15 protein-coding genes and 1 pseudogene are annotated in these 26,022 nt (G+C 66.4%); 11 read left to right on the top strand and 5 right to left on the bottom strand.

The annotated features are described in order from the left end of the window. Positions 1-2: 2 nt before the first annotated feature. Positions 3-764: a TerC family protein gene (locus OXH74_RS08645; RefSeq protein WP_215376150.1), complete on the top strand. Its 762-nt coding sequence runs from the start codon at positions 3-5 to the stop codon at positions 762-764. A gap of 82 nt (positions 765-846) precedes the next feature. Here the strand turns inward: OXH74_RS08645 and recD are convergent, their stop codons facing one another. From recD to OXH74_RS08625, 4 genes are all read right to left on the bottom strand, one after another. Continuing rightward, positions 847-2,682: an exodeoxyribonuclease V subunit alpha gene (recD, locus tag OXH74_RS08640; RefSeq protein ID WP_375740855.1), complete on the bottom strand. Its 1,836-nt coding sequence runs from the start codon at positions 2,680-2,682 to the stop codon at positions 847-849. Continuing rightward, the gene (recB, locus tag OXH74_RS08635; RefSeq protein ID WP_375740854.1) at positions 2,679-6,209 is read right to left on the bottom strand and encodes an exodeoxyribonuclease V subunit beta; all 3,531 of its coding nucleotides are present in this window, start codon (positions 6,207-6,209) and stop codon (positions 2,679-2,681) included. Before recB ends, recD begins: the two co-directional genes overlap by 4 nt. A gap of 153 nt (positions 6,210-6,362) precedes the next feature. Then, entirely contained in the window at positions 6,363-9,608 is a 3,246-nt protein-coding gene (gene recC / locus OXH74_RS08630; RefSeq protein WP_375741585.1) for an exodeoxyribonuclease V subunit gamma, read from the bottom strand. Between the two features lie 83 nt (positions 9,609-9,691). Continuing rightward, positions 9,692-10,894 (bottom strand): argininosuccinate synthase, encoded by a 1,203-nt coding sequence (locus OXH74_RS08625; protein ID WP_375740853.1) that lies wholly within the window; start codon positions 10,892-10,894, stop codon positions 9,692-9,694. 68 nt (positions 10,895-10,962) lie between these two features. Here OXH74_RS08625 and OXH74_RS08620 point away from each other — a divergent pair, with 68 nt between their 5' ends. The 10 genes and pseudogenes from OXH74_RS08620 (at position 10,963) to OXH74_RS08575 (ending at position 24,184) form a co-directional block, all read left to right on the top strand. Then, positions 10,963-12,207 (top strand): diaminopimelate decarboxylase family protein, encoded by a 1,245-nt coding sequence (locus OXH74_RS08620; RefSeq protein ID WP_375740852.1) that lies wholly within the window; start codon positions 10,963-10,965, stop codon positions 12,205-12,207. A 72-nt stretch (positions 12,208-12,279) separates the two neighbouring features. Continuing rightward, positions 12,280-13,203 (top strand): methionyl-tRNA formyltransferase, encoded by a 924-nt coding sequence (locus OXH74_RS08615; protein ID WP_375740851.1) that lies wholly within the window; start codon positions 12,280-12,282, stop codon positions 13,201-13,203. Between the two features lie 70 nt (positions 13,204-13,273). Further along, positions 13,274-15,280, top strand: a complete 2,007-nt coding sequence (gene lodA, locus OXH74_RS08610; protein WP_375740850.1) for a CTQ-dependent lysine 6-oxidase LodA — start codon at positions 13,274-13,276, stop codon at positions 15,278-15,280. Next, positions 15,270-16,394 carry a tryptophan 7-halogenase gene (locus OXH74_RS08605; RefSeq protein WP_375740849.1) on the top strand — a complete coding sequence of 375 codons (1,125 nt, stop codon included), beginning with the start codon at positions 15,270-15,272 and terminating at the stop codon, positions 16,392-16,394. Before lodA ends, OXH74_RS08605 begins: the two co-directional genes overlap by 11 nt. Before the next feature lie 322 nt (positions 16,395-16,716). Continuing rightward, on the top strand, positions 16,717-18,405 hold the full coding sequence (locus OXH74_RS08600; protein ID WP_375740848.1) for a Na/Pi cotransporter family protein: 1,689 nt from the start codon (positions 16,717-16,719) through the stop codon (positions 18,403-18,405). Positions 18,406-18,715: 310 nt separating this feature from the next. Then, complete coding sequence (locus OXH74_RS08595) at positions 18,716-19,015, top strand: hypothetical protein (RefSeq protein ID WP_349814450.1); 300 nt, start codon at positions 18,716-18,718, stop codon at positions 19,013-19,015. A gap of 160 nt (positions 19,016-19,175) precedes the next feature. Then, positions 19,176-21,434, top strand: a complete 2,259-nt coding sequence (locus OXH74_RS08590; RefSeq protein WP_375740847.1) for a putative bifunctional diguanylate cyclase/phosphodiesterase — start codon at positions 19,176-19,178, stop codon at positions 21,432-21,434. Next, a pseudogene (locus OXH74_RS08585) lies at positions 21,431-22,126 on the top strand (PAS domain-containing protein); the annotation flags it as partial. The gene OXH74_RS08590 and the pseudogene OXH74_RS08585, both read left to right, overlap by 4 nt. 12 nt (positions 22,127-22,138) lie before the next feature. Then, positions 22,139-23,023 carry a methyl-accepting chemotaxis protein gene (locus tag OXH74_RS08580; protein WP_375741584.1) on the top strand — a complete coding sequence of 295 codons (885 nt, stop codon included), beginning with the start codon at positions 22,139-22,141 and terminating at the stop codon, positions 23,021-23,023. 117 nt (positions 23,024-23,140) lie between these two features. Beyond that, a complete protein-coding gene (locus OXH74_RS08575) occupies positions 23,141-24,184 on the top strand; it encodes a DUF5924 family protein (RefSeq protein WP_375740846.1) in 1,044 nt (347 codons plus the stop codon). Positions 24,185-24,231: 47 nt separating this feature from the next. Here OXH74_RS08575 and OXH74_RS08570 read toward each other — a convergent pair whose 3' ends face one another. Then, on the bottom strand, positions 24,232-25,458 hold the full coding sequence (locus OXH74_RS08570) for a nucleoside recognition domain-containing protein (protein WP_375740845.1): 1,227 nt from the start codon (positions 25,456-25,458) through the stop codon (positions 24,232-24,234). Positions 25,459-26,022: the final 564 nt, after the last annotated feature.

Below are 26,022 nucleotides of genomic sequence, written 5' to 3'. Positions count from 1 at the left end.
TCATGGAATGGCTGACCAGCCCGGAAATCTGGGTCGCCTTCTTCACTCTGACGGCCCTGGAAATCGTCCTCGGCATCGACAACATCATCATGATCGCCATCCTGGTAGGACGCATGCCGCCGCACCTGCAGGCGCGCACGCGACTCTTCGGCCTGGCGCTGGCGATGGTCACCCGCATCTTGCTGCTGCTGTCGATCACCTGGATCATGCGGCTCACCACCGACCTGTTCGAGGTATTCGGCCAGGGCATCTCGGGGCGTGACCTGATCCTGTTCTTCGGTGGCCTGTTCCTCTTGTGGAAGAGCAGCACCGAGATGTATCACAGCCTGGAAGGCGAAGACGAAACCGAAGGCGAGCCCAAGAGCATGGCCGGCGGCTTCATCGGCACCATCATCCAGATCGCCATCATCGACATCGTGTTCTCGCTGGACTCGGTGATCACCGCCGTCGGCATGGTCTCCAACGTGCCGGTCATGGTCGCCGCGATCATCGTCGCCGTGCTGGTGATGATGCTGGCCGCCGGAACCATCAGCTCGTTCATCGACAAGCACCCGAGCCTGAAGATGCTGGCGCTGTCCTTCCTGGTCGTAGTCGGTACCGTGCTGATCGCCGAATCCTTCGAAGTGCATGTGCCGAAGGGCTATGTCTACTTCGCCATGGCCTTCTCCCTGGCCGTGGAAGCGCTCAACATCCGCATGCGCATCGCTCGCGGGCGCAAGGAAGTGGAGCCGGTGAAACTGCGCAAGGACATTCCTGGCGAGTAAGCCGACGCAGTGAAAAACGGGGCCTGATGGCCCCGTTCTTCATTGGTTGATGCTTTGCCCCAACAGGGCCTGTGCTCCACTCCTAGAACAGGCTCAGCTGATCCTGTTCTTGCGCTGGCGCAGACGGAGGAGAGGGTTCCAGTGCCGCTACCCCCAGCCGCTCAGCCAACCCCGCCGCACGCTCGGCCTTGGTCGAGACCGCCTCGGCGAGCCGCACTGGCAATCCCCAGATTTCCACCTTCTGCTTGGCGCGGGTGATGCCGGTATAGAACAGCGCGCGGGTCAATAGCGGGCTGGGCTGCTCCGGCAGTGCCAGGAGCACCTCAGTGAACTCCGAACCCTGGCTCTTGTGCACCGTCATGGCAAAGGCACTGTCGTGGCTCGGCAGGCGCGCCGGGGCGAAGGGACGATAGCCTTCGTCACCCTCGAAGAACACCCGCAGGCCGTTGGGCGTGGAAAGGCACAGGCCGATGTCACCGTTGAACAGACCCAGGGCATAGTCGTTCTGCCGCACCATTACCGCGCGCCCGACGTACCAGCGCTCGCGGCTGGGAACCCCCAGGCGTCGGCGGATACGGGCCTCCAGCGCCTCGTTGATACCGCCGACGCCCCACGGGCCTTCACGCTGGGCAGTGAGGGCGCGGAAGCCGTTGAAAGCGGTGAAGGCGGTCTGCGGATCGCCACTGCGCACGACAGCGAAGTAGGGCGCATAGCCACTTTCCAGCCGATCCAGCAGGGCCGCCGGGCTGGGCGCGGCATTCCAGGCCAGATCCGGGCGCGCGCCGCGCAGCAGATCGAGAGTACCGCGCGCATTACCGCCGTTGATCCGCCGCGCCAGCTCGCCGATCCCGCTGTCGCCGGCGAAGCGGTGGCTGTGGGTGAGCAGCACCACCGCGTCGCCCAACCGCGAGCGCGGGTCATCCACAGGCACGGGCTGGCCGGTCAGGCGTTGCAGGTCGTCCGCCGCCTTGGCATCGAAGCCACGCCCCTCGCAGAGTTCGGCGAATACCGCACCCGCTTCCACGGCAGCGAGCTGGTCCTTGTCACCGAGCAGGATCAACCGTGCATTGGGTGGCAGGGCGTCGAGCAGCTTGGCCATCAGCGCAAGGTCGACCATGGACGCCTCGTCCACCACCAGCACGTCCAGTGGCAGCGGGTTATCGGCATGGTGGCGCACCCGCGGGCTGTCGCCGCGGCTGCCGAGCAGGCGGTGCAGGGTGCGCGCCTCTTCGGGGAGTGCCGCCTTGATCGAATCGCCCACCGGCAGCTCGGCCTTGGCGTTGCGGATAGCCTCGGCCATGCGCGCGGCCGCCTTGCCGGTGGGCGCGGCCAGGCCGATAGCCAACCGCTGACCTCCAGGCTGTTCCAGCAGGGCGGCGAGCAGGCGCACCACGGTGGTGGTCTTGCCGGTCCCGGGGCCGCCGGAAATCACCGCCAGGTTGCGCCGAACCGCTTGCGCAGCCGCCAGGCGTTGCCAATCCGGCTGTTGGGTGTTACGGGCGAAGAGGCGCGCCAGCGACTCACTGAGCTGTACTTCATCCACTTCTGGCCGCGCCGCTGCGCGCTGCAGCAGGTTGGCCGCCAGCTGCGCCTCGTACGCGTGGTAGCGGCTGAGGTAGAGGCGGGCGCCATCCAGGGTCAGCGGCGCATAGCCACCTGGGCTGGCCACCAGCCGTGAGCCCCGCAAAGACGCCAGCCAGGCCTCCAGCGATGGCGCCAGAAGGCCCGGTCCGGCGTCGGCGAACAAGCGCTGGCCGGCCACCCGCGCCAGCGGCAGACAGACATCGCCGGCCCCCAATGCCTGACAGCACAGCGCGGCAGCGGCCAGCACCGACGCATCCGCCTGAGGATCGAGGCGCTGCAAGCTCTCGGTGAAATACCGCTCCAGCGGGCCCAGGGTCCAGTCGGCCAGGTTCATCCGCGGCCCTCCTCGAACAGGTGGTCCAGTGCGTCGAGCAAGCTGTCGGCAGGACGGTGGAAGTACACCCCGGCGTCCGGCATGCCGCGCAGGAACAGGTAAAAGGCACCGCCGAGCCGGTCACTGGAAAAACCATCCAGGCGCTGACGCAGGAAGCGCCGCAGCGCCACCAGGTAGATGAGGTACTGCAGGTGATAATGCTCGACGGCGATGGCCTGCTCCAGGCGTTCGCCGTCGTACCAGCCGGCGTCCGGGCCGAGCCAGTTGGACTTGTAGTCGGCGATGTACCAGCGCCCGGCGTGCTCGAAGGTCAGGTCGATGAAACCTTTCATGAAGCCCTTCAGGGTGTCGAACTCCAGGCGTTCGGCGGCCTGGCGCATCGGTTCCGGCAGTCCGAAGGCCGGGTTGGCGAGGAGGGCGCGCAGGCGTGCGACGTCCAGCTCGGCCACCGGAAAGGTGAAGCCGAGTTCCGGTAGACGCCGCGCCGAGGCGAGGCCAGCCAGGGTCATACCCTGGCCGTCGAGGTCGGTGTCCAGCACCTGCTGCAGGTGGGCACTGGCGATTTCCGTCCAGCTGTCCGGCAGACCGTGGCCTTGCAGGTGCTTCTGCACCAGCGCCGGCAACTCGCCCTCGTCACGCATCCAGTCTTCGAGGATGGCGTGCAGGCAGGTACCGGCGCGGGCGCCACGCGGGAAGGCGAAGAAGCCCGTGCCCGGGTCCTGGGTGGAAGGCATGGCCAGGGTGTCGCGATCCGGCGCCTCCATGTGCATGCCGGCCGCCAAGCCGGAGAAGCTGCCGACACGCCAGGTACTGCTGAGCGTGCGCGACAGGGTAGCCAGGATGGCAGGCGCCTCGGCGCGGGATTCGCCCTGGGCGTTGGCCTCATCCACTTGTGGATAAACCAGGGCGATCTGACCAGCGCTGGCACCAGCCAGGGCTTCCAGTTCCCGACGCAAGCCGGCGCCATCGAGGGCCGCCAGGTGGCTGGCCAGAGCGCCCAGCACATCCTCCTGGTCCAGCGAGCGGCCATGCAGCAACCAGGCGAGGGCGCAGCTGTGCAGGCCGTCTTCCGGCAACTCGCCGTCCTTCTTCGCCTTGGGCAGCGCCACCGGCCCCCAGTGCAGCCAGAGCCGGTCGCGGGCGCGGGTGAGGGCGACGTAGGCCAGGCGCAGGCGCTCGGCGAAACGCTCACGACGGGCCACAGCGCGATGAGCGTCGAAGTCATCACTGCCGAGGTCCAGCAGCGGGGTGCCGTCGGCGGCGTGGCAGGTAATGTCTTCATCGCGACGTAGCAGGGCGCCGTCCCACAAGTAGGGGCAGAACACCAGCGGGTATTCCAGGCCCTTGCTGGTGTGCACGGTAACGATCTGCACGCGCTCGGCATCGCTTTCCAGGCGCAGCAGGGCATCGTCGCCATGGCTTTCGGCGCCGCGCTGGGCGTTGAACCACGCCAGCAGCGGCTCCAGGCCGGGGCGCTGAAGGCTTTCGGTCTGCAGCAGCTCGGCCAGGTGGAGGAGGTTGGTCAAGCGACGTTCGCCGTCGGGCAGGGCGATCAGGCGTTCGGCCACACCCTGTTCGTCGAGCCAGGCGCGGAAGGCGCGCATGAAGCCCTGCTGCTGCCAGAGCTGGTGGTAGCGTTCGGCATTCTCGCGCTCCTCGTCCCAGGCGTGCTCGTCATCCTGGCAGCGCGCAAGTTGCAGTGCGTCGCGGCCCAGCAGGCGGGTGGCCAGGGCGTAGCGCAACACGCCTTCGCGACCCGGCTCGGCATAGGCGGCCAGCACCGCGGCCAGTTCTTCGGCTTCCTCGCTGTGCCAGACGCTGTCGCGGCCACGGCGCACGCTGGGCACACCGCGAGCGGCCAGTTCGGCGGCGACATCGCCGGCCTGGCGGTGACTGGACACCAGCACGGCGATATCACCGCCCTTGAGCGGAATCCGCTGTCCGTTATCCTCGAAATAGGCCTCACCGCGAGTGCTGGCCGCCAGCAACCCGGCGATGCGCCTGGCGGTATCGACAGCCACGGCGCTGCCGGCCTCACCCTTGCCGATGGGCTCGTCACCCAGCCAGACCAGCTCCAGCGGTGCGTCGGCCTCGGGCAACACCAGATGCGCACGCGACTTGTTGCTGGCGCCCACGGGCGGGTAGTCGAGGCCGGGTTCGGCAAAGGGCAGGGGCCGGGCAAACACCTGGTTGAGTGCGGCGATCAGCTCCGGGGTGGAGCGGTGATTGGTATCCAGGCTGTACTGCCGGGCGGCCTCCTCACGGGCCCTCAGGTAGGTGGCGAGGTCCGCGCCCCTGAAGGCGTAGATGGCCTGCTTGGGATCGCCGACGAAGCACAGGTCACCTTCGTGCTCATACACCCGGCGGAAGATTGCATACTGCACCGGGTCGGTGTCCTGGAACTCGTCGATCAGCGCCACCGGGTAGCGCTCACGCAAGGCCTGGCCCAGGGCCTCGCCGACGGGGCCATGCAAGGCGTCCTCGAGACGGTTGAGCAGGTCATCGAAAGCCAACAGGCGTTGCGCCGCCTTGCGCGCCGGCAGCTCACGGTTGAGGGTTTCCAGCAGGCGCACCTGCAGGGCGATCAATCGCGCCGCACCGGCGGGTTCGGCCTCGGCCAAGGCATCCAGCACGCCTTGCAGGGCATCGGACACCGCATCCAGTGGCGCGTCGAAGCCCTTCTTGGTGGCCTTGATCAATGCCTCCCTGGCGAGCTTCTCCAGACCGGTGGGCGCCGCGAAGAGGGCGGCCGGGTCGGCGAAATAGGCGTCCAACTCCGCCTGCCAGAGGGCGAACTTGGCGGCGTCGTAACTGCGTTTGTTCAGGCCATCGAACCGGGTCAGCGTCTCCAGCCACTGCGCGCCCTGGCGCTGCCAGATGCCCTGGGCATGGCTCCAGGCCTCGCTGGCGGAGGAGAGGTCGCCAGCCTCCAGCTCGCTCGGCTCGATGCGCAGGTACGGCTTGCCCAGATGCGCGCGCAGGCGCTGGCGCAGCCATACCGGAGTGATGCGTTTCTGCGCGAGAAAACGCGCCCAGGCCGGCTCGGCCTCGGACAGCTCGCGACGCCAGAGGTCGGCGAGCAGGGCGTCGAGCACCTCGCGGTCATCGGTGGCCAATTCGCTGTCGAAATCACCACCGGCCTCGAACGCGGCGTCCTGCAGGGCGCGCTGGCAGAAGCCGTGGATGGTGAAGATGGCCGCTTCGTCGAAGCCATGCACCGCCAGCAGCAGGCGGCGGTGGTGTTCCTCACCCGGGTACTGCGCATGCAGCCCGGCCAGCACCGGGTCCGGCGCCGGTGCACCTTCGTAGACAGCGAGCAGTGCGGCCAGGCGCGCGCGGATGCGCTCACGCAGCTCGGCGGTGGCGGCAGTGGTGTAGGTGACGACGAGGATCTGCCCGACACCCAGTTGGCGCTCGAGCAACAGGCGCGCGTAGAGCGCGGTCAGGGTCCAGGTCTTGCCGGTGCCGGCGCTGGCCTCGATCAGGCTGCGGCCGGTGAAGGGGTCGTTGAGAAGGTCGAGGCTCATGGGCGGCCCTCGGTCAGCAAGCGGCAGCGCAGGCCTGCGGCCTGCTTCGTGAATGAATTCGCCCCCACAGGAAGAGCGCCTGATTCAGCTCGGCAGGAAGCAAGCTCCCTCTCCCCCCGAAAGAGGGCGGCCGAAGGCAGGCAGAGCATCGGATCAATCCTCATCTTCACCTCCCGTCAAGACATCCAGCGCTGGCCCCAGCAGGGTTTCCGCCAGCGTTTCGAAGCGTTCGCCCAGCGGCTCGCGGTCGCGGAAGGCGAGGGCGTACCAAGGGTCCTGCGATTCGCCTATTGGTCCGAAATCGATGCCCTCCCAAGCCATTCGCGCCTTGCTGCGGGCGGCGTCGAGGGGTTCCTTGCGGCCGGGTTTGCGCAGGCCGTGGGCAAACCCGTGACTCGCCTTGGTGAGCAAGGGCAGGGGACTGCACAGGGCTTCGCGGTAGGTATGCAGCCAGGGCTCCAGCAGCTCCCTGGCGTTGGCCAGCGGGCCGGCCTGCCAGTCACCGGCGGGCGAGAGCAGGCGGCTTTCGCGGGCAATGCCTGGCGCGGCAGCGAGGTTGAGCAACAGGTGGCGCAGCCAGAAGGGCGCCAGCTCCCATTCGCCCAGGCGATTCAGGCGCCAGCCGAACAACCCCTGCGACGTGACACCATCCAGCCAGCCATGGATGCGCACACCGGCCAGTTCGATATCCACCAGCAGCGGCTGCGGGACTTCCTCGGGCCGTGCCTCGAACAGGCGCGGTGCAAAGGCGCGCACCGGTCCACGCAACTGCCCCCAGAGCGCATAGCCCAGCTCGCCAGTGGGCAACCACCCGGCGGCACGGGCGATGCGTCGCTCGTCGTCCTCCGACCAGCCACGCTCGACAGCATCCAGCGCCAACTGGCGCAGGCCGCGCCAGGCCGGGCCTTCAAGGGCGAAGGGCTCGTCGCTGGCCAAGGCTTCCTCAGCTTCGGCCAGACGCAGGCCCAACCGTTGTTCCAGCAGGAAGCGCGCCGGATGGCGGAAGCACTGGATGAGTTGCGAAGGTTCCAGGGTCAGCCAGTCAGCATCCGGCTCCGGCAGTGGCAGGGCGAACGGCGCGGCGGCCGCTTGTGGCGGCTCGGCCAGGCGCTGGGCGGCGCGGAACCAGGGGGCGGCGAACCCGGCGTGAGCGGCGCCGGTGAAGTTGCCCGAGGCGAAGGGTTGCAGCGGGTGCGCCAGCAGAATGCGCTCGCTGGCTTTGCCCTCGCCGGCGGTCGCTGTGAGGTCAATGGTTTCCAGCAGTTCGCTGACCAGCACTGAGGGCGGCAGGTGGGCGTTATCGCGCGGGTCACGGCCGACGAAGCTGAGGTAGAGGCCATCGCGCGCCGACTGCAGGGTTTCCAGCAACAGATAGCGGTCGTCGAGGCGCCGGGCGCGGTCGCCCCGACGTGGCTTGCGGGCGATCAAGTCGAATCCGGCGGCCGGTGTACGGCGGGGGAAGGCGCCATCGTCCAGGCCCAGCAGGCAGACGTGACGGAACGGCAGGCTGCGCATCGGCACCATGGTGCAGAAGGTCACCGCGCCGGTGAGGAAACCCGAGGCACCGCTGCCCGAATCCAGCGCCGCCACCAGATGCTGGCGCACCAGCGCCAGCTCCAGCGGGCGCTCGATGCCGGCGGCTTCGGCCTGCTCACGCAGGGCGCCGCAGGCCTGGGACAGCAGCAGCAGGGTATCGCCGGCCTCGCGCTCGTCGAACAGCTGGTCGAGCAGCCCCTGCAGGGTGTCGGCCCATTCCACTAGCGGCCGTGGCCGCGCCATGTCGTCGGCCAGGCTTCCGAGGCGCTGCACGAACCCGGCCAGGCGCCCGAGCAGTTGCGCCCGCGCGCCTTCCAACGCGTCCAGCGGCCAGTTATCCCCAAGCAGGGGCGGCGCCTCGCCGGCCAGCTGCGGTGGCGCAGCGAAGCCAAGCAGCAGGCGATCGAGGCCTTGGCGCCAGCTGAAGGCACCTTCCTCCGGCAATCCCAGGCGGGCGCGGTGGCCGCCATCTCGGCCCCAGCGCACACCGGCGTCGCGCAGCCAGTCGCGCAGCAACGGCAGGTCTTCCGACTCAATGCCCGCCCGAGCCGCCAGGGCCGGCTGCTCCAGCCAGGCCAGCAGTTCCTCAGCGGCAAAGCGGCTCTGCGGCAGCTCCAGCAAGGCGAGGAAGGCTTCCACCAGCGGCAGCTCGGCGCGCAGGCTGCGGTCGGCGAGACTGAAGGGGATGCGCGGCACGCCCTCGCGCGGGGCGAATACGGCTTCGATGTACGGCGCATAGCGTTCGATATCCGGCGTCAGCACCACCACCTGGTCGGGGCTGAGGCTGGGGTCGGCCTTGAATCGGGCGAGCAGTTGGTCGTGCAGCACCTCCACCTCGCGCAGCGGCGAGTGGCAGAGGTGCACCTCCAGCGAGCGATCATCCTCGCGCAGGGCGAGGCGTTCCTCGGAGCGGCGGGTGCGCAGACGCAGGATGTCGTTCTGCACGGCGCTCAACAGGCTGCTGTCCTGGAGGTCTTCGTCCTCGGCGTAGACGCCGACCTCCTGGCCGCCCAAGGTGAACAACGCATCGAAGAAGTCGCGCCCCTGCTTGCCAAGGCTGGCCAGCAGCGGGTGACCGACGTCCAGGTACCAGTCATCGATTCCCGGTTCAGGCAGCTTCGCCAGTTCGCGAATGTCGCGGATATCGCCCCAGGCCTCACGGCAGGGGTTGAGGGCAAAGAGGATGACCTCGCAATGCTGTGCCAGGCCATCCAGCACACGCATGTGGTGCGGCGGCAGGCTGCTGATGCCGAACACCACTAGGCGTTCGGGCAGGCCAGCAATGGGTTCGCCGCTGTGCAGCCGGGCCAGGAGATCGCCAAGCAGGCGTGCGCGGTGCGGGTGGCCCTCGGCGGTTAGTTCGCGCCAGAGCAGCGCCTGCCATTCTTCGTCCGGGCCGAGGCCGCAGCTTTCACCGCGCTCCCAGGCATCCAGCCAGTCATCGCGGTAGAGCAGGTATTGGTCGAAAACGTCAGCGATGCGCGCGGCCAGGGTCAGGCGTCGGCGCTCGTCGCCACCGTCGAGGTATTGCGCCAGGCGCGGCGCGCGCGCAAGGTTCTCCGGCTCGCACAGCCAGTCGTATAGGCGCCAGCCGAGAGTGACCGGGTTGAAGGCCGACTGCGGCGGCAGCTCGCCCAGCACCCGCCGAGTGACGTCCCATACGAAGCGTGCCGGCAACTGGATGTCCAGATGCATGGCGATGCCCTGCTTGCGTGCCAGCTGCAGTGTCAGCCAGCGCCCCATGCCCTGGCTCGGCACCACTACCTGGGCGGGTGCCAGGGGGTCTTTCAGGGGTTGCGCGAGTAGCATGCAGGCTAGCTCGCCGAGGCTTTCCAGGTCGTTGGCGTGGTAGAGATTGAGCATCGGGGACATCGCATCCGGAAGGTCGTCACAGGTTAGCAGCCGACCCGCCCAGCGGTCGCCCCCGACGCTGCGGATCAGCCGCTTCAGAGCTCCGAGGCCGGCCCACGGAGCTTGGCGCGAATCCGCTGGGGCAGGGACCAGACATACGCGAAGCCGATACCCGCCGGATGGTCGAATCGGTCGGCGCCGTCATGGGCCGTCAGGCCATAGTCGAACAGCGCGTCAGCGGTCTCGCGTCCCTCGACCACGATCCCGCCCTTGTACAGGCGCAGTGCGATGCTGCCGTTGACATGCGCCTGGCTGGCTTCCACGAAAGCGTCGAGGGCCTTGCGTAGCGGCGACCACCATTGCCCGCGGTAGACCAGTTCGGAGTATTTCAGCGCCAGCTCGGCCTTGCAGTGCAGGGTGTCGCAGTCGATGGTGAGATCCTCCAGTTCGCGATGGGCGAAGTGCAGGATGGCCCCGGCGGGGCTTTCGTAGAGGGCACGGTTCTTGATGCCCATCAGGCTGTTTTCCACCATGTCGACGCGGCCGACACCATGCTGGCCGCCCAGTTCGGTGAGACGCCGGACCAGTTCCATGGGCGCCAGGCGCTGGCTGTCCAGACTCACCGGCACACCGCGCTCGAAACCGATCGCGACATGTGCCGGGGCGTCGGGCGCCTCTTGCGGGTCAGTGGTCAACTGGTAGGCAGTTCGCGGCAGCCTGGCGCGAAAGTCGTCGATTACGCCACATTCCGTGCTGGTACCCCAGAGGCTGCCATCCATGCTGAACGGGCTGTCGGCGGTGGCGCTTACCGGGATGCCAAAGCGCTGTGCATAAGCCAGCTCCTCGTCGCGGGATTTCAGCTCCCATTCAGCACAGGGCGCCAGCACCCGCAGGGCCGGATCATGGGCGACCACTCCGGCATAGAAACGCACCTGGTCGTTGCCCTTGCCCGTGGAGCCGTGCGCCACCGCTTCGGCGCCTTCGGCATGGGCAATGCGCACCAGGTGCCGGGCGATCAATGGGCGTCCCAGGGGGGCGGCCATGGTGTAGCGCCGCTCGTACAACGCGCCGGCACGCAATGCCGGGAAGACGTAGTCGCGCAGGTATTCCTCGCGCAGATCCTCGATGATCACCTTGCAGGCACCACTGGCCAGCGCCTTTTCGCGGATCGCCTGGAAGTCCTCGGCCTGGCCGAGATTGGCGCAGAAGGCGATCACCTCCGCGTCATGGTTTTCCTTCAGCCAGCGCAGGGCCACCGAAGTGTCGAGACCGCCGGAATACGCCAGAACGATTTTCATGGGTTGCTCCTTCCCTGGATACCGGACTGCCTTCTGCTAAAAACAGTGAAAACTCATGGACGAACCTCATGCTAGACCATCCCACCGACGCCACCCTGACAGCGGTCGCCGAACGCTTCGGCACCCCGTTGTTCACCTACGATCTGGCGCGCATCCGCCACCAGGCCACCAACCTGCTCAGCGCGCTGCCGCCTGGTGCGACGCTGCATTACGCCTTCAAGGCCAACCCCTCGCTGGGCATCTGCCGACTCCTGCGGGAAGCGGGCCTGGGCGCCGACATCAGCTCCGAGGGCGAACTGGTGACGGCCCTGGCGGCCGGCTTCACGCCAGACCAGTTGCTGTTCACCGGCCCCGCCAAGCACCCGGCACTGCTCGAACGCCTCTGCGCACACCGCCCGGGCCTGATCGTGCTGGAGTCCCTGATCGAGGCGCGTCGGCTCGATGCCATCGCGCTGCACCTGGGCTATTGCCAGGACGTGCTGCTGCGGGTGCATCCGCCAGCCGCCCTGCTGGAGGAGGCAGCGCGCGACGGTTTCCAGGTAGCACAGGCGAGCAGTAAGTTCGGCATTGACGACGCGCACTTGGCCGAGGCGTTGCCCAGCCTGCAAGCCATGCCCGGACTGCGCTTGCGTGGCCTGCAATGCTACGTCGCCAGCAATGTGCTGGACCCGACCCAACTGCTGCGCCCGGCCACCTGGCTGCTGGGACGCCTGGAAACATTGCGCCGCGCCGGCCACCGGGACCTGGACAGCCTGGATATCGGCGGTGGTCTTGGAGTGCCTTATGCGCAAGACGAGCCCGCCCTGGACCTGAAGCGCTTCACCGAAGGTCTGCACCAGCTGCAGGCCAGCGCCGGAATGACACTGCGGCTGGTGCTGGAAGTCGGCCGTTACCTGGTGGCCGAAAGCGGCTGCTACCTCACCCGCGTGCTGGATGTGCGCGAATCCCGTGGGCGAACCTGGGTGATCGTCGACGGCGGCATTCACAACCTGCTCCGGGGTTACAACGGCAAGGCCAACCGGCTGTTACGGCTGGTTGGCGCTACAGGCCGACGCGAACACCAGGTGTGCGTCGCCGGTTGCCTGCCAACACCGCAGGACGTGCTGGTGGAGGACCTAGCACTGCCCATGCCCGAGCCGGGCGACCTGTTGGCACTGCCCAATTGCGGCGCCTACGCCTATCACCACAGCCTGCTGAGCTTCGGCCTCCACCCTGCACCGGCGGAGGTGGCGCTGGAGGCCGGCGATGCCTGGCTTCTACGCCAGCGCGGGCATTCAGAGGCGGTGCTGGCCGGCCAGGCACCTTGCCGATGAACGTCATTTGACTTCTGCCTTCGCGAGTCTAGTGTCCAATTCACCAGGGAAGAGCCATGGATGGGCGAATGGATGCGCATCGTATTCTTCGGTTTTCAGCGTTGGGGGACCGAAACCCTCAGAGCCCTGCTCGCCAGCGGCCATGACGTGCCTCTGGTGGTGACCCACCCGCCTAGCCACAACCCCGCGGACAACCTCTGGTCAGATTCGGTCACCGACCTGGCCACTGCCGCGGGCATTCCCGTAGTCGAATGCCGCTATGCCAACGCCCCGGAACTTGCCGAGCAGCTGAAGGTGCAGGACGCCGAGCTGCTTGTGCTTTCCAACTGGCGAACCTGGCTGTCGCCGCAAATCTGCGCACTAGCCCGCCACGGTGGCATCAACCTGCACGATGCGCTGTTGCCGCGTTATGGTGGCTTCGCCCCAATCAACTGGGCCATTGCCAACGGCGAAACCCTGACCGGGGTCACCGTGCACCGGGTCGAGGACGAGCTGGACCTAGGCGATATCCTCCTGCAGGAGATCGTCCCCATCCACCCTCAGGACACCGCCACCGATATCTTTCACCGCACCCTGCCACTGTTTGCCAGCCTGGCGCTGGCCGCGGTGGATGCGCTTGAGCGTGGGACCGCGAGTTTCACTCCTCAGGACAGCCGCCAGGCGACCTTCTTCCACAAGCGCGACGAACGCGATATGCGCATCGACTGGTCCCGGCCAGCGCGGGACATCCACAACCTGATCCGCGCCCAGTCGCCGCCCTATCCCGGAGCCTTCAGCCATTTCCGCGGCCAGCGCATCGAGCTGCTCAAAGCTGCGCCAGCACTTCGGGACTACCGCGGCACACCCGGCCGTCTGCTCCTCACGGCCGATGGCGCGGTGGTCCTCTGCGGGCCGCCCGGCCCACAGGGGCTGCTGATCGAGACCGTGGCGCCGGAGCAGCGCCCCGCCATGCCCGCCAGCCAGTTCTTCGCCGGCACCTCCGGCTATTTCGACTAGTCGTACGAGCCCCGCGGCGGGCCCGGCCCGTTGCGGAAATGGAAGACCGCGATACAGAGGAGGAAAGGAGATGGACCAATTCGTCATAGGCCCGAGCATCGGCATCGCCAGGGTCGGCAACAGCCCCGACGCCTTCTACCTGGCGCCGGAGACCATCGGCGGCCGACCGATTGCCTGCGATGCCCAGGGTCAGCAACTGTTCGACCATGGCCAGCCCATCTATGTCGACCAGTACAAGGACCCCGAGGGCCGCATCAAGCGCCAGGCCGCACGCTTCTGCGTGTTCGCGGTGGCCGCCGACGGCTCGACTCGCGAAGTCACCCTCGACGACCCGCAGGTGGCCAGCCTGCAATGGACGGTGCACCTCGCGAACAAGAAGGCCGCCTGGTACAACTTCCAGGAGCTGCAGGGCAACCTGCTGCTGGGCCCGGACAATAGTTACGAGAAAGTCGGCGTGCCGCTGCGCAATGCGAGCGTGACCAACGAGCAGCAGCGTCAGCAGCTGATCATCGACCCGGGCCCGCGCACCCTTGAAGGACGAGGCGGCAGCAGCGACTTCTCCAGGGACAGCATCCCGCCGGACTACCGCTACGGCTCCTTTCCGCCAGCGCCGTCGCAAGGCCTGCCGGTGAACACCCTGGGCGAAATGCGCACTGACCAGCAGGGCCGCCTGCTGGTGCTCGGCGGCTATGGCCATGCCGGCGGCAACCAGCCGATCACCAGCTTCGCCGGCGCCGATGGCTGGCATGACGACATCTCCGACGGCCCGGTCAGCTGCACCCTGACGTTCAAGAATGGCCAGGTGCTCAACCTCACCGCCTGGTGCATCGTCGGCTCACCCAAGTTCGCTCCGGAACTGGAGAACATCGTCACCCTCGACGACCTGATCTTCGACGTCTCGGTGCGCGATCTCGGCCTACTGCCGACCCTCTATCAGAACGGCCGCTACAACCCCGACTACGTGGCCAACTACCGCCGTGACATCGAGCCCATCCTCAAACGCCCCGGGGGTTACCGCTGGGTGGCCTCGGTGCCGGCACTCAACAGCTTCTCGCCGCCGCCCTTCGACGCCACCGACGCCAGCCCTCAAGCCGCCGAGTACCGCCAGGCCTACTTCCGCCTGTTCCGCGACCCGGGTGAGAACGGCTTCACCGACGGCCAGCAGGGCCAGCTCTTCGACAGCGACTCGGGCATCCCCCTCATGCCGCTGAACTCGGGCTCCAACTCGGTCAGCAACGCGGTGCTGGCGAAGTTCCTCACGCTTACCCGGACCCAATACTTCCTGCTGGGCCAATGGGCCGCCGGCAAGTTCACTCTGGACCCGCCGGCACCGCTGCCGAGCGTCACCGCACTGGACCGCGCCAGCGTCGGTAACTGCGTCGGCGGCCCACTCTGCCCGGGCATAGAGGTGACCTGGAGTCTCTATAGCCCCGAGCTCTACGAATCGCCTTTCCGCATCCGCCACCGACATGACGAGGCTTACTACTTCCACTACGGCCTGGACCCGCAGGAGAATGAAACCGCACCGAACCCAACCTTCCAGGGCTGCGAACCAGGTGACCTGACCAAGCGTATGGCCATTCCCTGGCAGGCGGACTTCTTCCAGTGCACGGTGCAGTACGTCAACTTCACTGACCCGGAAGTGAACAAGCAGGACGGCGTGCCCAAGGCGCCGACTTACTATGCCTACTGGTGGCCGCCGCAAAGCCCGTGGAACGTATTGCCTGGCGACCTCACCGAACAGTCGCAGAACCAGTCCGGCATTCCCTCGGCCCTGCAGTCGATCTACAGCCGTGGGATCAACAGCTTCTCGGAGATGATCCAAGCGTGGCATTACCTGGGCTTCATCACCAACCAGGCGACCGGCCCCTACCGCGACCTGTTCCCCTACTTCGTGGAGACTGAACGCAACAATGAGCGCTTCGTCGCCGCCAGCGTGGCAGTCGCAAGTGCCGGAAACGCGGTGACCGGTGCGGACGCCAACTTCTTCAATACCTGGTACCTGGCACCCGACCCGCAACGACCGCAGATCGATACCCGCCGGGCCGTCCCGCTGCGGGGGCACCTTGTACGCTGAGCGCCCGGGAGCCGTAGACGTAGTGATTGCAGGGGGAGGGCCGGCCGCATGCGCGGTCGCCCTCACCCTGCGCCGCTACACCGGCCTCTCGGTGATGCTGGTCGAACAATCGGGCTATGAGCACAGCAAGGTTGGCGAAACACTGTCTCCCGGCGTACTGCCCTTGCTGGACTACCTCGGCGTGGGGGAGGCCTTCCGCGATGCCGGTTTCAGCCCGTCCTATGCCTTCACCGCGGCCTGGGGCGACGGCCAGGTGCGCGCACGCGATTTTCTCTTCACCGGTCGCGGCTATGGCTGGCACCTGGACCGACGTCGCTTCGACGCCGGACTGGCCAACGCAGCCCGATCCTTCGGCGCCCAGTTGCTGCTGAAGGCACGACTCCGGGACATCTGCCGCGAGCAGGAGGGCTGGCGCCTCATGGCCAGCCTGGAGGACGGCGAAGTGCCGCTGCGCTGCGGCTACCTGATCGACGCGACCGGACGCAGCGCCTGGCTGGCACGGGCGGTCGGCGCGAAGAAGCTGCGGCATGACCGACTGGTGGGCGTCGCCACCTATCACGCGGCGTCGACGGTGCCGGTGGAGGCCTGCTCGCTGGTCGAATCAGTTCCCCAGGGCTGGTGGTACAGCGCGCCGGTACCGGACGGAAGGGTGGTGTCGGTGCTGATGACCGACTCCGACCTGCTGCAGGAAAGCCACGCCAGCCGCTTCGCTTTCTGGCAGGCCGCGCTGGACCGTGCACCGCAGACACGAGCGCGCATCGGCGGGCGCGAAGCGGAAGAACCACTGCGGATCTGGCCGGCCCACTCGCAATCGCTGGTGCCGTGCTGCGGCCCGGGCTGGGCAGCGGCAGGAGATGCGGCAGCGGCCTTCGACCCGTTGTCGTCCATGGGCATTGGCTACGCCCTGAGCACTGGCATCCAGGCCGCCCGCCTGGCCGCTGCGCACTTCGCCGATGGCTCAGGGGAGGCGCTCCAACGCCAAGCCTATGGCGACGACATAGGACGACACATCGACGAATACCTCACCCTGAAGCGCGGTTACTACGAGGCGGAACGGCGCTTCGCCCATGAGCCATTCTGGACACGACGGCGGTCAGGCGGGGAGGCTTTGTAGGAGCGGACTCATTCGCGAAGCGGACTAGCGGCCTGCCACGGCTCGTGCCATTTCGCGAGTGAATTCGCTCCCGCGAGCACACCTTGCGGTGAACTCGCGGAAACCACCTCAACTTATTTCGCCAACTCCTTGATGAATAACGAGCAGAATCCTCCATTGCGCGCTTTACTTGTCAGCAGGTGCCGTAAAAGTCAGGGACCCGTGGAAATCCTCGGGCCCCCTGAAGGTCGATTAAAGACAAACGCGCTACTACTCGCCTGACTGCCGCCGCTGCACTCCGCGGGTGGATACAGCGGCTCTCGAGTTCGCCAGGAGGGCCACCATGCTGACGCTGCTCAATTTGCTTTCCGCCGTCGCCCTGCTCATCTGGGGCACGCACATCGTGCGTAGCGGCATCCTCCGTGTCTACGGCGCCAACCTGCGACGTCTGCTCAGTATCAGCGTGCGCCGTCGACCACTGGCCTTCGCCGCCGGCATCGGCGTCACCGCGCTGGTCCAGAGCAGCAATGCCACCGCACTGCTGGTCAGCTCCTTCGTCGCCCAGGGCCTGATGCTGCTGGCCCCGGCCCTGGCCATCATGCTTGGCGCCGATGTCGGCACGGCGCTGATGGCACGGGTGCTGACCCTGGACCTGTCCTGGCTGTCGCCGCTGCTGATCTTCTTCGGCGTCATCCTGTTCCTCTCACGCAAGCAGACGCGCCTGGGCCAGCTCGGCCGGGTCGGCATCGGACTCGGGCTGATCATCCTCGCCCTGCAGCTGATCGTCGCCGCAGCCGAGCCCATTACCACGGCCAAGGGCGTGAAGGTGCTGTTCTCCTCGCTCACCGGCGATGTATTGCTGGATGCGCTGACCGGCGCACTGTTCGCCATGGTGTCCTACTCAAGCCTCGCCGCCGTCCTGCTCACCGCGACGCTGGCCGCGTCCAACGTCATTTCGCTGAAGGTGGCGCTGTGCCTGGTGATTGGCGCCAACCTTGGCAGCGGTGTGCTTGCCCTGCTCAGCAGTAGCCTGCAGAACCCCGCCGGCCGGCGCGTGGCCCTGGGCAGCCTGCTCTTCAAACTGGCCGGCTGCGTGCTGGTGCTGCCGCTGGTGGGCCCACTGGCGAACTGGATGGATAGCTGGCCAATCTCCAACGCCGAGCTGGTGATCGCCTTCCACGTGCTCTACAACAGCGTGCGCTGTGGTCTCTGCCTCCTGTTGATCGTGCCAATGGCGCGCTTCTGCAATTGGCTGCTGCCGGATCGTCCGCAGCCGGACGATGTGGCCAAACCCCGGCACCTCGACGCCACAGCCCTCGACACCCCCAGCCTGGCACTGGCCAACGCAGTGCGTGAAACCCTGCGCATGGGCGACATCGTCGAGCAGATGCTGAACAACCTCCTACACCTGCTGCGCGGCGGCGACCCGTTGTTGGGCAAGGATATCCACCGGCTCGACGACGACATCGACGCCCTCTACACCGCGATCAAGCTGTACCTGGCACGCATGCCCCGGGAGGATCTGGGCGAGCGCGACAGTCGGCGCTGGGCGGAAATCATCGAGTTGACCATCAACCTCGAGCAGGCCGGCGACATCATCGAGCGCATGCTCGACGATGTGCGCAGCAAGAAGGACGGCCAGCGCCTGGCCTTTTCCGCCGAGGGCCTGGCGGAAATCATCAGCCTTTACGACCAGCTTGTGGATAACCTGCACCTGAGCTTGTCGGTGTTCCTCAATGGCGATCAGGAGAACGCCAAGCGTCTGCGCCGGGCCAAGCGCCGCTTCCGCATGCTCGAGCGGCGTTACGCCCATGCTCATGTTGCGCGACTGCACCAACAGGTGGTGCAGAGCATCGAGACCAGCGCCCTGCACCTGGGGCTGATGGGCGATATGAAACGCCTCAACTCGCTGTTTTGTGCAATCGCCTATGCGGTGCTGGATAACCCCGACGCGCCAGATGCCGCCGAAGAGGAGCGAGAAGAATCGGTCGCGCGCCGGTACTTCGAGCCGGAGATCAGCTCACATCGCTGACCGGCTCCCCGGCAGGGTGGCGCAGGATACGCCGGACTCTCCAGAAACAGCCGCAGAGGGGGCGCAGTACTGGTAACGGGCGGTTTTACCTTCGCCCGAGTCACTGTCGCGCCCCAGGGGGCCAGAAACGCCAAGGGGCAGCAATGCGATGTTCTTCGACAGAGCCTCTCTAGAATGGACATCCCAGTCCAGATCGACTGTCCGTAGGCAAGCGCAGAAATTTGACCTGGATCAATATTCATGACCGAGCAGCCACCTAAAGTCGTAGCCCTTTGCCATCACCCAGCGCACTAAAAAAATGAAACATCGCGTGCCCCTTCTCGTGCTGGCCAGCGACGACCAGACGCTCGCTATCCAAGCCGGCTCCCTGGTCGAACGCAGCGAGTTGACCTGTACCCTCCTCACCCGCAGTAGCGACTGCCTACAGATGCCCCTCTGCCGATGGCTCAAGGATGCACCTCTCAACCATGCCGGGCGCATTCAGGCGCTGCTGGGCGAGACCATCGAGACCCTGGAAAGCACCCGTCACGCCTTCAAGTCCCGAGAGCTGGGGCGATTACGCAAGCGCCTGCAGCAGGCTCTGAAGGAGTTGTCGGACCCCTCCAACTGATGTAAAAACTGCCCGGGCAAGGTTCCGCGAAAGCGGAAGCCGGCTTTGCCGGGCAGGACACAGGGGCCTGCAAGACAGAGCGCCGTGATCGTGAGCTTCTTCCGAGGCTTCCGATCACGGCGCTTTTTTTATTCCCGGGAAAACCTCCCGAGGAGGATGCATGGGCTTAGAACAACAATTACAAGCAATGCTCGGACGAATCGGCCTGACGCACGCGGAGGTCCTCCAGCGCTTCCAGTACCTCGACTGGCAGGACGCGGATGCCGCGCGCCTGGGCCAACACGCGGCGGGCCTGGACAATTGCCACCAGGCCTTCGTCGAGCGCCTGTACAAACACCTTGGTCAATACGAGCCGATCGCCGGAATCCTCGATGAACCGGCCACCCTGGCGCGGCTCAAGCACAGCCAGCTGGGCTATTACCAGCAGCTCTGGCGCGGCCCCTACGACCACAGCTACGTGTTGCATCGGCTGCGCGTGGGGTTGGTGCACCAGCACGTAGGCGTCGAACTCAAATGGTACCTGGGTGCCTACCGCCTTTACCTGGACCACATGCTCACCGATTTGCTGGGCGAGCACGAAGCCAGTGCCACCTATGCGAGCCTGTTGAAGGCAGTGTTCTTCGACATGGCGCTGGCCATCGACACTTACAGCGCCGCCCAGCGGCAGGCCCTGGAGGACAGCGAAGCACGCTTCGCCCGAGCCTTGCGTGGGGCCAACGATGGCCTGTGGGACTGGGACCTGGAGCACGACCGGCTTTACCTCTCCGAGCGCTGGGCGAGCATGCTCGGACTGACCCGTGACAGCCTCGGCGAAGGCAGTGCCAGCTGGTTCGGTCGGGTCCACCCGGACGACCTGCCCAGCCTGCGCCAGGCCGTGGATGCGCATCTGCGCGGCGACACGCCCTCGCTGCACCATGAGTACCGTATTCGCCAACGTGACGGTGGCTATCTCTGGGTGCTGGCACGCGGCGTCGCCGAGGGCGGCCGCATGGCCGGTTCGCAAACCGACATCAGCCAGCGCAAGGCCACCGAACAGCAACTCAAGCATGCCGCACGCCACGACCCGCTGACCGGCCTGGCCAACCGCCTGCGGCTCGATGAGCTGATGCAGCTGGCCCTGCAGCGCCGGCAAAAGCCTGGTGCGCGGGAGGCAGCCCTGCTGTTCATCGACCTGGACCGCTTCAAGCTGATCAACGACAGCCTCGGCCATGCCACCGGGGACCGGGTGCTGGTGGAGGTGGCCCAGCGGCTGTCGCGCTGCCTGCGTCCAGGCGACCATCTGGCGCGTTTCGGTGGCGATGAATTCGTCGTGCTGCTCGACGACCTGGCCTGTCTGGAGGACGCCGAGCAGGTTGCGCGCCGTATGCTCGAAAGCCTGCACAAGCCGCTTCCCCTGGAGGACCGCACGCTATCCGTCAGCGCCAGCATCGGCATCGCCGGGCTGCTTGGCGCAGACCAGGCCGTGGATGCCCTGCAGGCCGCCGATTTAGCCCTGTATCGCGCCAAGGAAGCCGGTAAGGCGCAATTCGCCCGCTACAGCGTCGAGCTGCAGGAGACAGCTCGGCAGCGTCTGGACCTGCACAACGCACTGGCCCAGGCGCTGGCCCGCGAAGAGTTCGAACTGCACTACCAGCCCATCTGCCGGATTGACGGCGAGCGGCCCGTGGTCACCGCGGTGGAAGCCCTGCTGCGCTGGCGCCAGGATGGCCAACCGGTATCGCCGCTGCAGTTCATCCCGGCGCTGGAAGAGTCCGGCGAAATCATCCCGGTGGGGGAATGGGTGCTACGCGAGGCCTGTCGTCAGACGCGCTACTGGCAACTGGCGGGACAATCGTCGCTGAGCTGCTCGGTCAACCTGTCCAGCCGCCAGCTGCTGCAGCCGGGGTTCGCCAGCCAGCTCTCCGAAATCCTGCGGGAAACCGGCCTGGACGCCAGCAGCCTGGTGCTGGAAATCACCGAAAGCCTGTTGATGCAGGACGGCGCCGACACCCTGGCCTGTCTGCGTGAGCTGTCCAGTCTCGGCGTGCGCCTGGCGCTGGACGACTTCGGTACCGGCTACTCCTCGCTCGGCTACCTCAAGCGTTTTCCGCTACACCTGCTCAAGGTCGACCGCAGCTTCATCGGCGGTGCCCCGCACGACCCGGAGCTGCGCGCCATCTGTCGCGCCATCATCGGGCTGGGCCGGAGCCTGGGCCTGGAAGTAGTGGCCGAAGGGGTGGAGCAGCCCGAACACATGGACTTCCTGCTCAACGAGGACTGTTACTACGCCCAGGGCTTCTGGTTCAGCCGGCCACAACCCCCGCAGGTATTGGAGCGCCTGTTCAACGGCGAGGGCTATTTGGAGGGGTATGGCTGTCTGCTCGGAGAGACCGGGCCGTTCAACCTGCACGATGCACTCAACCAAGGAGCCAGTCGATGAAGCTCAACCTGCCGGTGACCGGCCGGGCGGTCAAGTTCGACGCCAGTGCCAACATACTCTCCACGACCGATCTGAAAGGCATGATCACCCACGTGAACCCGGACTTCCTGAGCATCAGCGGTTTCAATCGCGAGGAGTTGTTCGGCCGCAGCCACAACATCGTGCGGCATCCGGACATGCCCGTCGCCGCTTTCGCCCACCTGTGGGCCACCCTGAAATCCGGGCGCAGCTGGATGGGCCTGGTGAAGAACCGCTGCAAGAATGGCGACCATTACTGGGTCAGTGCCTACGTCACACCCGTACTGCGCGACGGACAAGTCGTGGAGTACCAGTCGGTACGCACCTGCCCCGAGGCAGGGCAGGCCGATGCCGCCGAACGCCTCTACGCCGAGCTGCGGGCCGGGCGCCAGCCACGCGCATTGCGCCGCCCCCGCCTGGGGCTGCACGGGCGCCTGCTCGCCGGCTGTGGCCTGGCCATTGCCAGCGGCATTGGCCTGGCCAGCCAGTTCGAGGACCTTCTGCCGTTTGCCAGTATTCCAACCATCCTGGCCAGCCTGGGGCTCTGCGGCGCCTGGCTGCACTGGCAGCTACGACCGCTCCAGGCCCTGCTGGGCAAGGCCCGAAGCATTGCCAGCAACCCGCTCAGCCAGCATCTCTACTGCGGCCGCAATGACGAGTTCGGCGAGCTGGCCTTCGCCCTGCGCATGCTGGAAATGGAGGCGGGCGCGGTGGTTGGGCGTATCGCCGAATCATCTCGGCAATTGGCCGAGCACGCCGAGCACCTGGCCACATCCGTGACCAGCACCAGCGATGCAACGCGCCAGCAGCAGCAGGAGACCGACCAGGTCGCCAGTGCGGTCGAACAGATGGCCTGCAGTGTCCAGGAAGTGGCGCGCAACGCCCAGCAAAGCGCCACGGCCGCGGACCAGACCGATGCGGCCGCCAATCTCGGCCGCCAGGAGGTGGAAGCAACCCGCCTGCGCATTACCGAACTGGAGGAAGAGGTGCGCTTGGCGACAGGAGTGGTGCAGGACGTGCGCAAGCACAGCGATGCGATCAGTCAAGTGCTGGAAGTGATCCAGGGCGTTGCCGAACAGACCAACCTGCTGGCCCTCAACGCGGCTATCGAGGCGGCGCGGGCCGGGGAGGCAGGCCGAGGCTTCGCCGTGGTCGCCGATGAAGTGCGTGCCCTGGCGTCGCGCACGCAAAGCTCCACCGCGCAGATCCACCGCATCATCGACAGCCTGCAGCAGGGCGCCGAACAGGCAGTGACCGCCATGCAGCACAGCAGCGAACGGGCCACCGATAGCCTGCAGCAGGCCCAACGTGCCAGCAGCTCGCTGGAATCGGTGAATCTTCAGATCAACGCCATCAGCGGCATGAGCCTGCAGATTGCCAGCGCAGTCGAGCAGCAAAGTGCTGCGAGCGAGGAAATTCAGCGCAGCCTGACGAACATCCGCATGGCCGCCGACAGCAATACCCTGAGCAGCATCAAGAGCCAGCAGAGCGCGCAAGAAGTCGCCGATCTCGCCGGCGGTCTGCGCTTGCTAGCCCAGCAATTCTGGAGCAGCAGGCGCGGACCGGGTTGACCAGTCCTCGACATCCACGAGCAGCTGCGCCCATCAGGGCGCAGGCCATGCGACTTCTCAGTAGCGCCGGGCGGCAGTATCCTGCGCCACTTAGCAATCACCGCCTGCCCTCGACTGATGCCGCTGTCGACCTACAAGCCCCACGTACTCAAGCTGCTCGCATTGATTCAGCGCCATCCCCGGCTGATCGCGCTCTATGGCTTCTGCTCGGGCGTGGCGAGCTTCCTGCTGGTGGATCGCGGGGCGCGGGTGGCCAAGGTGATCGCCATCCTGATGTTGGTGAGCTGGGTCTGGCTGGTGTTGGAGCACTTGTTCCGGCGCAGCATCGAGCGGCTGTTCGGCATCGAGATGCCGCCGCCGCTGATGCGCTTCCTGACCCAGTTGATCCACCAGGAAAGCCTGTTCTTCGTGCTGCCGTTCTTCCTCATAACGACCAGTTGGAACAGCAGCCAAGCGCTGTTTACCGGGCTGCTGGCCGTAGCAGCGCTCTGCTCCATCACCGATCCGGTGTACAACAAGTTCCTCGCGCCACGGCGATGGCTGTTTCTCGCCTATCACACGCTGACGCTGTTTGCGGTATTGCTGGCCGCGCTGCCGCTGATCCTTCAACTGACCACCGCACAAAGCTATCGCTGGGCCCTGGGCAGTGCCGTGGCGCTGTCGTTCGCCAGCCTGTTCGGTGCTATCCGTGTCCAGCGCTGGTGGCGAGGCCTGGCCATGGTCGGCCTGACCCTGGCGATGGGCGGGGTCGGCTGGATGACCCGCACCTGGGTGCCGCCAGCAACACTATGGCTAACCGAAGTGGCCGTGACGCCCGAACTGGACAACCACCGCCGCACGCCGGGCGAAGGGGTGAAGGAAGTCACCTCCAGCGAGCTGCGCAGCAAGGGGCTTTACGCCTACACCGCGATCAACGCACCGCGTGGGCTGAACGAGCGGATCTATCACGTCTGGCGCTTCCGCGGACAAGTCGTGGACCGCATTGCCCTCGACATCAACGGCGGTCGTGAAGCCGGTTACCGCGCCTGGACCCACAAGCAGAACTTCCCGTCGGATCCAGAGGGCCGCTGGCAGGTGCAGGTGATTACCGAAGCCGGGCAGATGATCGGCACCCTGCGCTTTCGCGTAACACCGTCGGAGCTGCCGCCCAAGCCGCGTTAAGGAGGCCGCCCCTTGCCTGGGGCTACTTGGCGAATGAACCGCCGGCCTTAGCCGAAGAACCAGTAGCAGACGCCGATGGAGGCCAGGACCCCGGCCAGGTCCGCGGTCAGCGCACAACCCACGGCATGCCGCGCACGCTGGATGCCCACTGAACCGAAGTACACGGCCAGCACGTAGAAGGTGGTCTCAGTACTGCCTTGCACCGTTGCCGCCAGCAGCGCGGGGAAGCTGTCGACACCCTGGGTCTGCATGGTCTCGATCAGCATGGCGCGGGCCGCACTGCCGGAGAACGGTTTCACCAGCGCTGTGGGCAAGGCATCGACGAAGCGGGTGTCCCAGCCGAACCACTCGACCATCGCGCGAATGCCGTCGAGGCCAAAGTCCAGCGCGCCGGAGGCCCGCAGCACGCCTACGGCGCAGAGCATGGCCACCAGGTACGGCAACAGCGTCTTGGCCACGTCGAAGCCCTCTTTCGCCCCTTCGACGAAGCATTCGTACACTGGCACTCGCTTCAGGGCACCGAGCAGCAGGAACACCAGGATCAGGCTGAACAGCGTGAGGTTGCCGAGCAGAGAAGACAGCGCCGCCAGCGCCGTAGCGGAGAGCCCGGCAAGCAGCGCCATGAAGCCGCCCAGCAACAGCGCGCCGGGGACCAGGTAAGCGAGCACCACCGGATCCCAGAGGCGCAGGCGCTGCACCAGTGCCACCGACAGCAGGCCAACCAGGGTGGAGCAGCTGGTTGCGAGGAGAATGGGCAGGAACACCAGGGTCGGATCGTCTGCGCCCTGTTGCGCGCGGTACATGAAGATCGACACTGGCAGCAGGGTCAGCGACGAGGCATTGAGCACCAGGAACAGGATCTGCGCGTTGCTCGCCGTGGTGCTGCTGGGGTTCAGCTCCTGCAGGGCGCGCATGGCCCTGAGGCCGATCGGCGTCGCAGCGTTGTCCAGGCCCAAGCCGTTGGCGGCGAAGTTGAGGGTGATCAGGCCGAGCGCTGGATGCCCCGGCGGGACCTCGGGCATAAGTCGGTGGAACAAGGGCGCCAGGATGCGCCCCAGCCACTCCACCAGGCCGGCTTTCTCGGCGATCCGCAGAAAGCCCATCCACAGTGTCAGGGTGCCGAACAACAGGATCATCACTTCGACAGACAGCTTGGCCATGGCGAACAGGCTTTCCACCATCGCCGCCCAAACCCCCGGGTCACCACCGATCCAGCGCCCGAACGCGGCCACCGCCGCTACCACGAAAAAGCCCAGCCACAGGCCGTTCAACATTTGCAGTTCCCCCAATCAGTGACGTGGATGATAGCGGGACGGAAATGGAGGGGCGAATTCATTCGCAATGGCGGACGAAGGCTTGCGGAGGAAAAGTTCACGGGCGCCAGCTAGTGTCCTGGTTGCTAAGTTCGTTGACGTAAATCCGAGCGAGCAAGCGCTGGTCGCCCCTCTCCCGGAGAGAAAGGGGCGGGGACGGGCCGCGTTCGGGTGAAGGAAGTGCAACCAGCCTGCAAAGACCGCGATAGATAGTGCATTAACCAAACAGGCCACTAGCCTGGCTAATTCCGGCCGCTTGTGGTCGCTAGCTTGTGGGTGTGGGTAAGGGGAGAACGGCGATATTGCGGGACAGCTCGCCCTATGGCGCAACTACCGTGGCCGATAAGCAACTGGCCCTGGCCCGACTCCAGGGCGAGCACATCGCCAAGCTGGCAAGCCGTCTGCAGTAGGTGACACATGTGCCGTCCGGGCGCTGGTCTCGGACCAGTACCCGGTTTCGGCCTTTTCCGACCCAGCCCGCCGTGCGGAGGTAACCCCTCTACCCCTAGGTCGCGCCGCCCATAA

The organism is Metapseudomonas boanensis (assembly GCF_042232855.1).
Lineage (GTDB): Bacteria > Pseudomonadota > Gammaproteobacteria > Pseudomonadales > Pseudomonadaceae > Metapseudomonas > Metapseudomonas boanensis.
The sequence above is the reverse complement of the archived record's forward strand: the minus strand, read 5'-3'. Positions and strand labels throughout refer to the sequence as shown.

Excerpts from the sequence above, each read along its gene's own strand:
- OXH74_RS08575 (WP_375740846.1), top strand. The coding sequence starts at position 23,141 with ATGCCGCTGTCGACCTACAAGCCCCACGTACTCAAGCTGCTCGCATTG.
- OXH74_RS08625 (WP_375740853.1), bottom strand. The coding sequence starts at position 10,894 with ATGAAAATCGTTCTGGCGTATTCCGGCGGTCTCGACACTTCGGTGGCC.
- recB (WP_375740854.1), bottom strand. The coding sequence starts at position 6,209 with ATGAGCCTCGACCTTCTCAACGACCCCTTCACCGGCCGCAGCCTGATC.
- OXH74_RS08590 (WP_375740847.1), top strand. The coding sequence starts at position 19,176 with ATGGGCTTAGAACAACAATTACAAGCAATGCTCGGACGAATCGGCCTG.
- OXH74_RS08645 (WP_215376150.1), top strand. The coding sequence starts at position 3 with ATGGAATGGCTGACCAGCCCGGAAATCTGGGTCGCCTTCTTCACTCTG.
- OXH74_RS08600 (WP_375740848.1), top strand. The coding sequence starts at position 16,717 with ATGCTGACGCTGCTCAATTTGCTTTCCGCCGTCGCCCTGCTCATCTGG.
- recD (WP_375740855.1), bottom strand. The coding sequence starts at position 2,682 with ATGAACCTGGCCGACTGGACCCTGGGCCCGCTGGAGCGGTATTTCACC.
- OXH74_RS08620 (WP_375740852.1), top strand. The coding sequence starts at position 10,963 with ATGCTAGACCATCCCACCGACGCCACCCTGACAGCGGTCGCCGAACGC.
- OXH74_RS08580 (WP_375741584.1), top strand. The coding sequence starts at position 22,139 with ATGCTGGAAATGGAGGCGGGCGCGGTGGTTGGGCGTATCGCCGAATCA.
- OXH74_RS08570 (WP_375740845.1), bottom strand. The coding sequence starts at position 25,458 with ATGTTGAACGGCCTGTGGCTGGGCTTTTTCGTGGTAGCGGCGGTGGCC.
- recC (WP_375741585.1), bottom strand. The coding sequence starts at position 9,608 with ATGCTCAATCTCTACCACGCCAACGACCTGGAAAGCCTCGGCGAGCTA.
- OXH74_RS08615 (WP_375740851.1), top strand. The coding sequence starts at position 12,280 with ATGCGCATCGTATTCTTCGGTTTTCAGCGTTGGGGGACCGAAACCCTC.
- lodA (WP_375740850.1), top strand. The coding sequence starts at position 13,274 with ATGGACCAATTCGTCATAGGCCCGAGCATCGGCATCGCCAGGGTCGGC.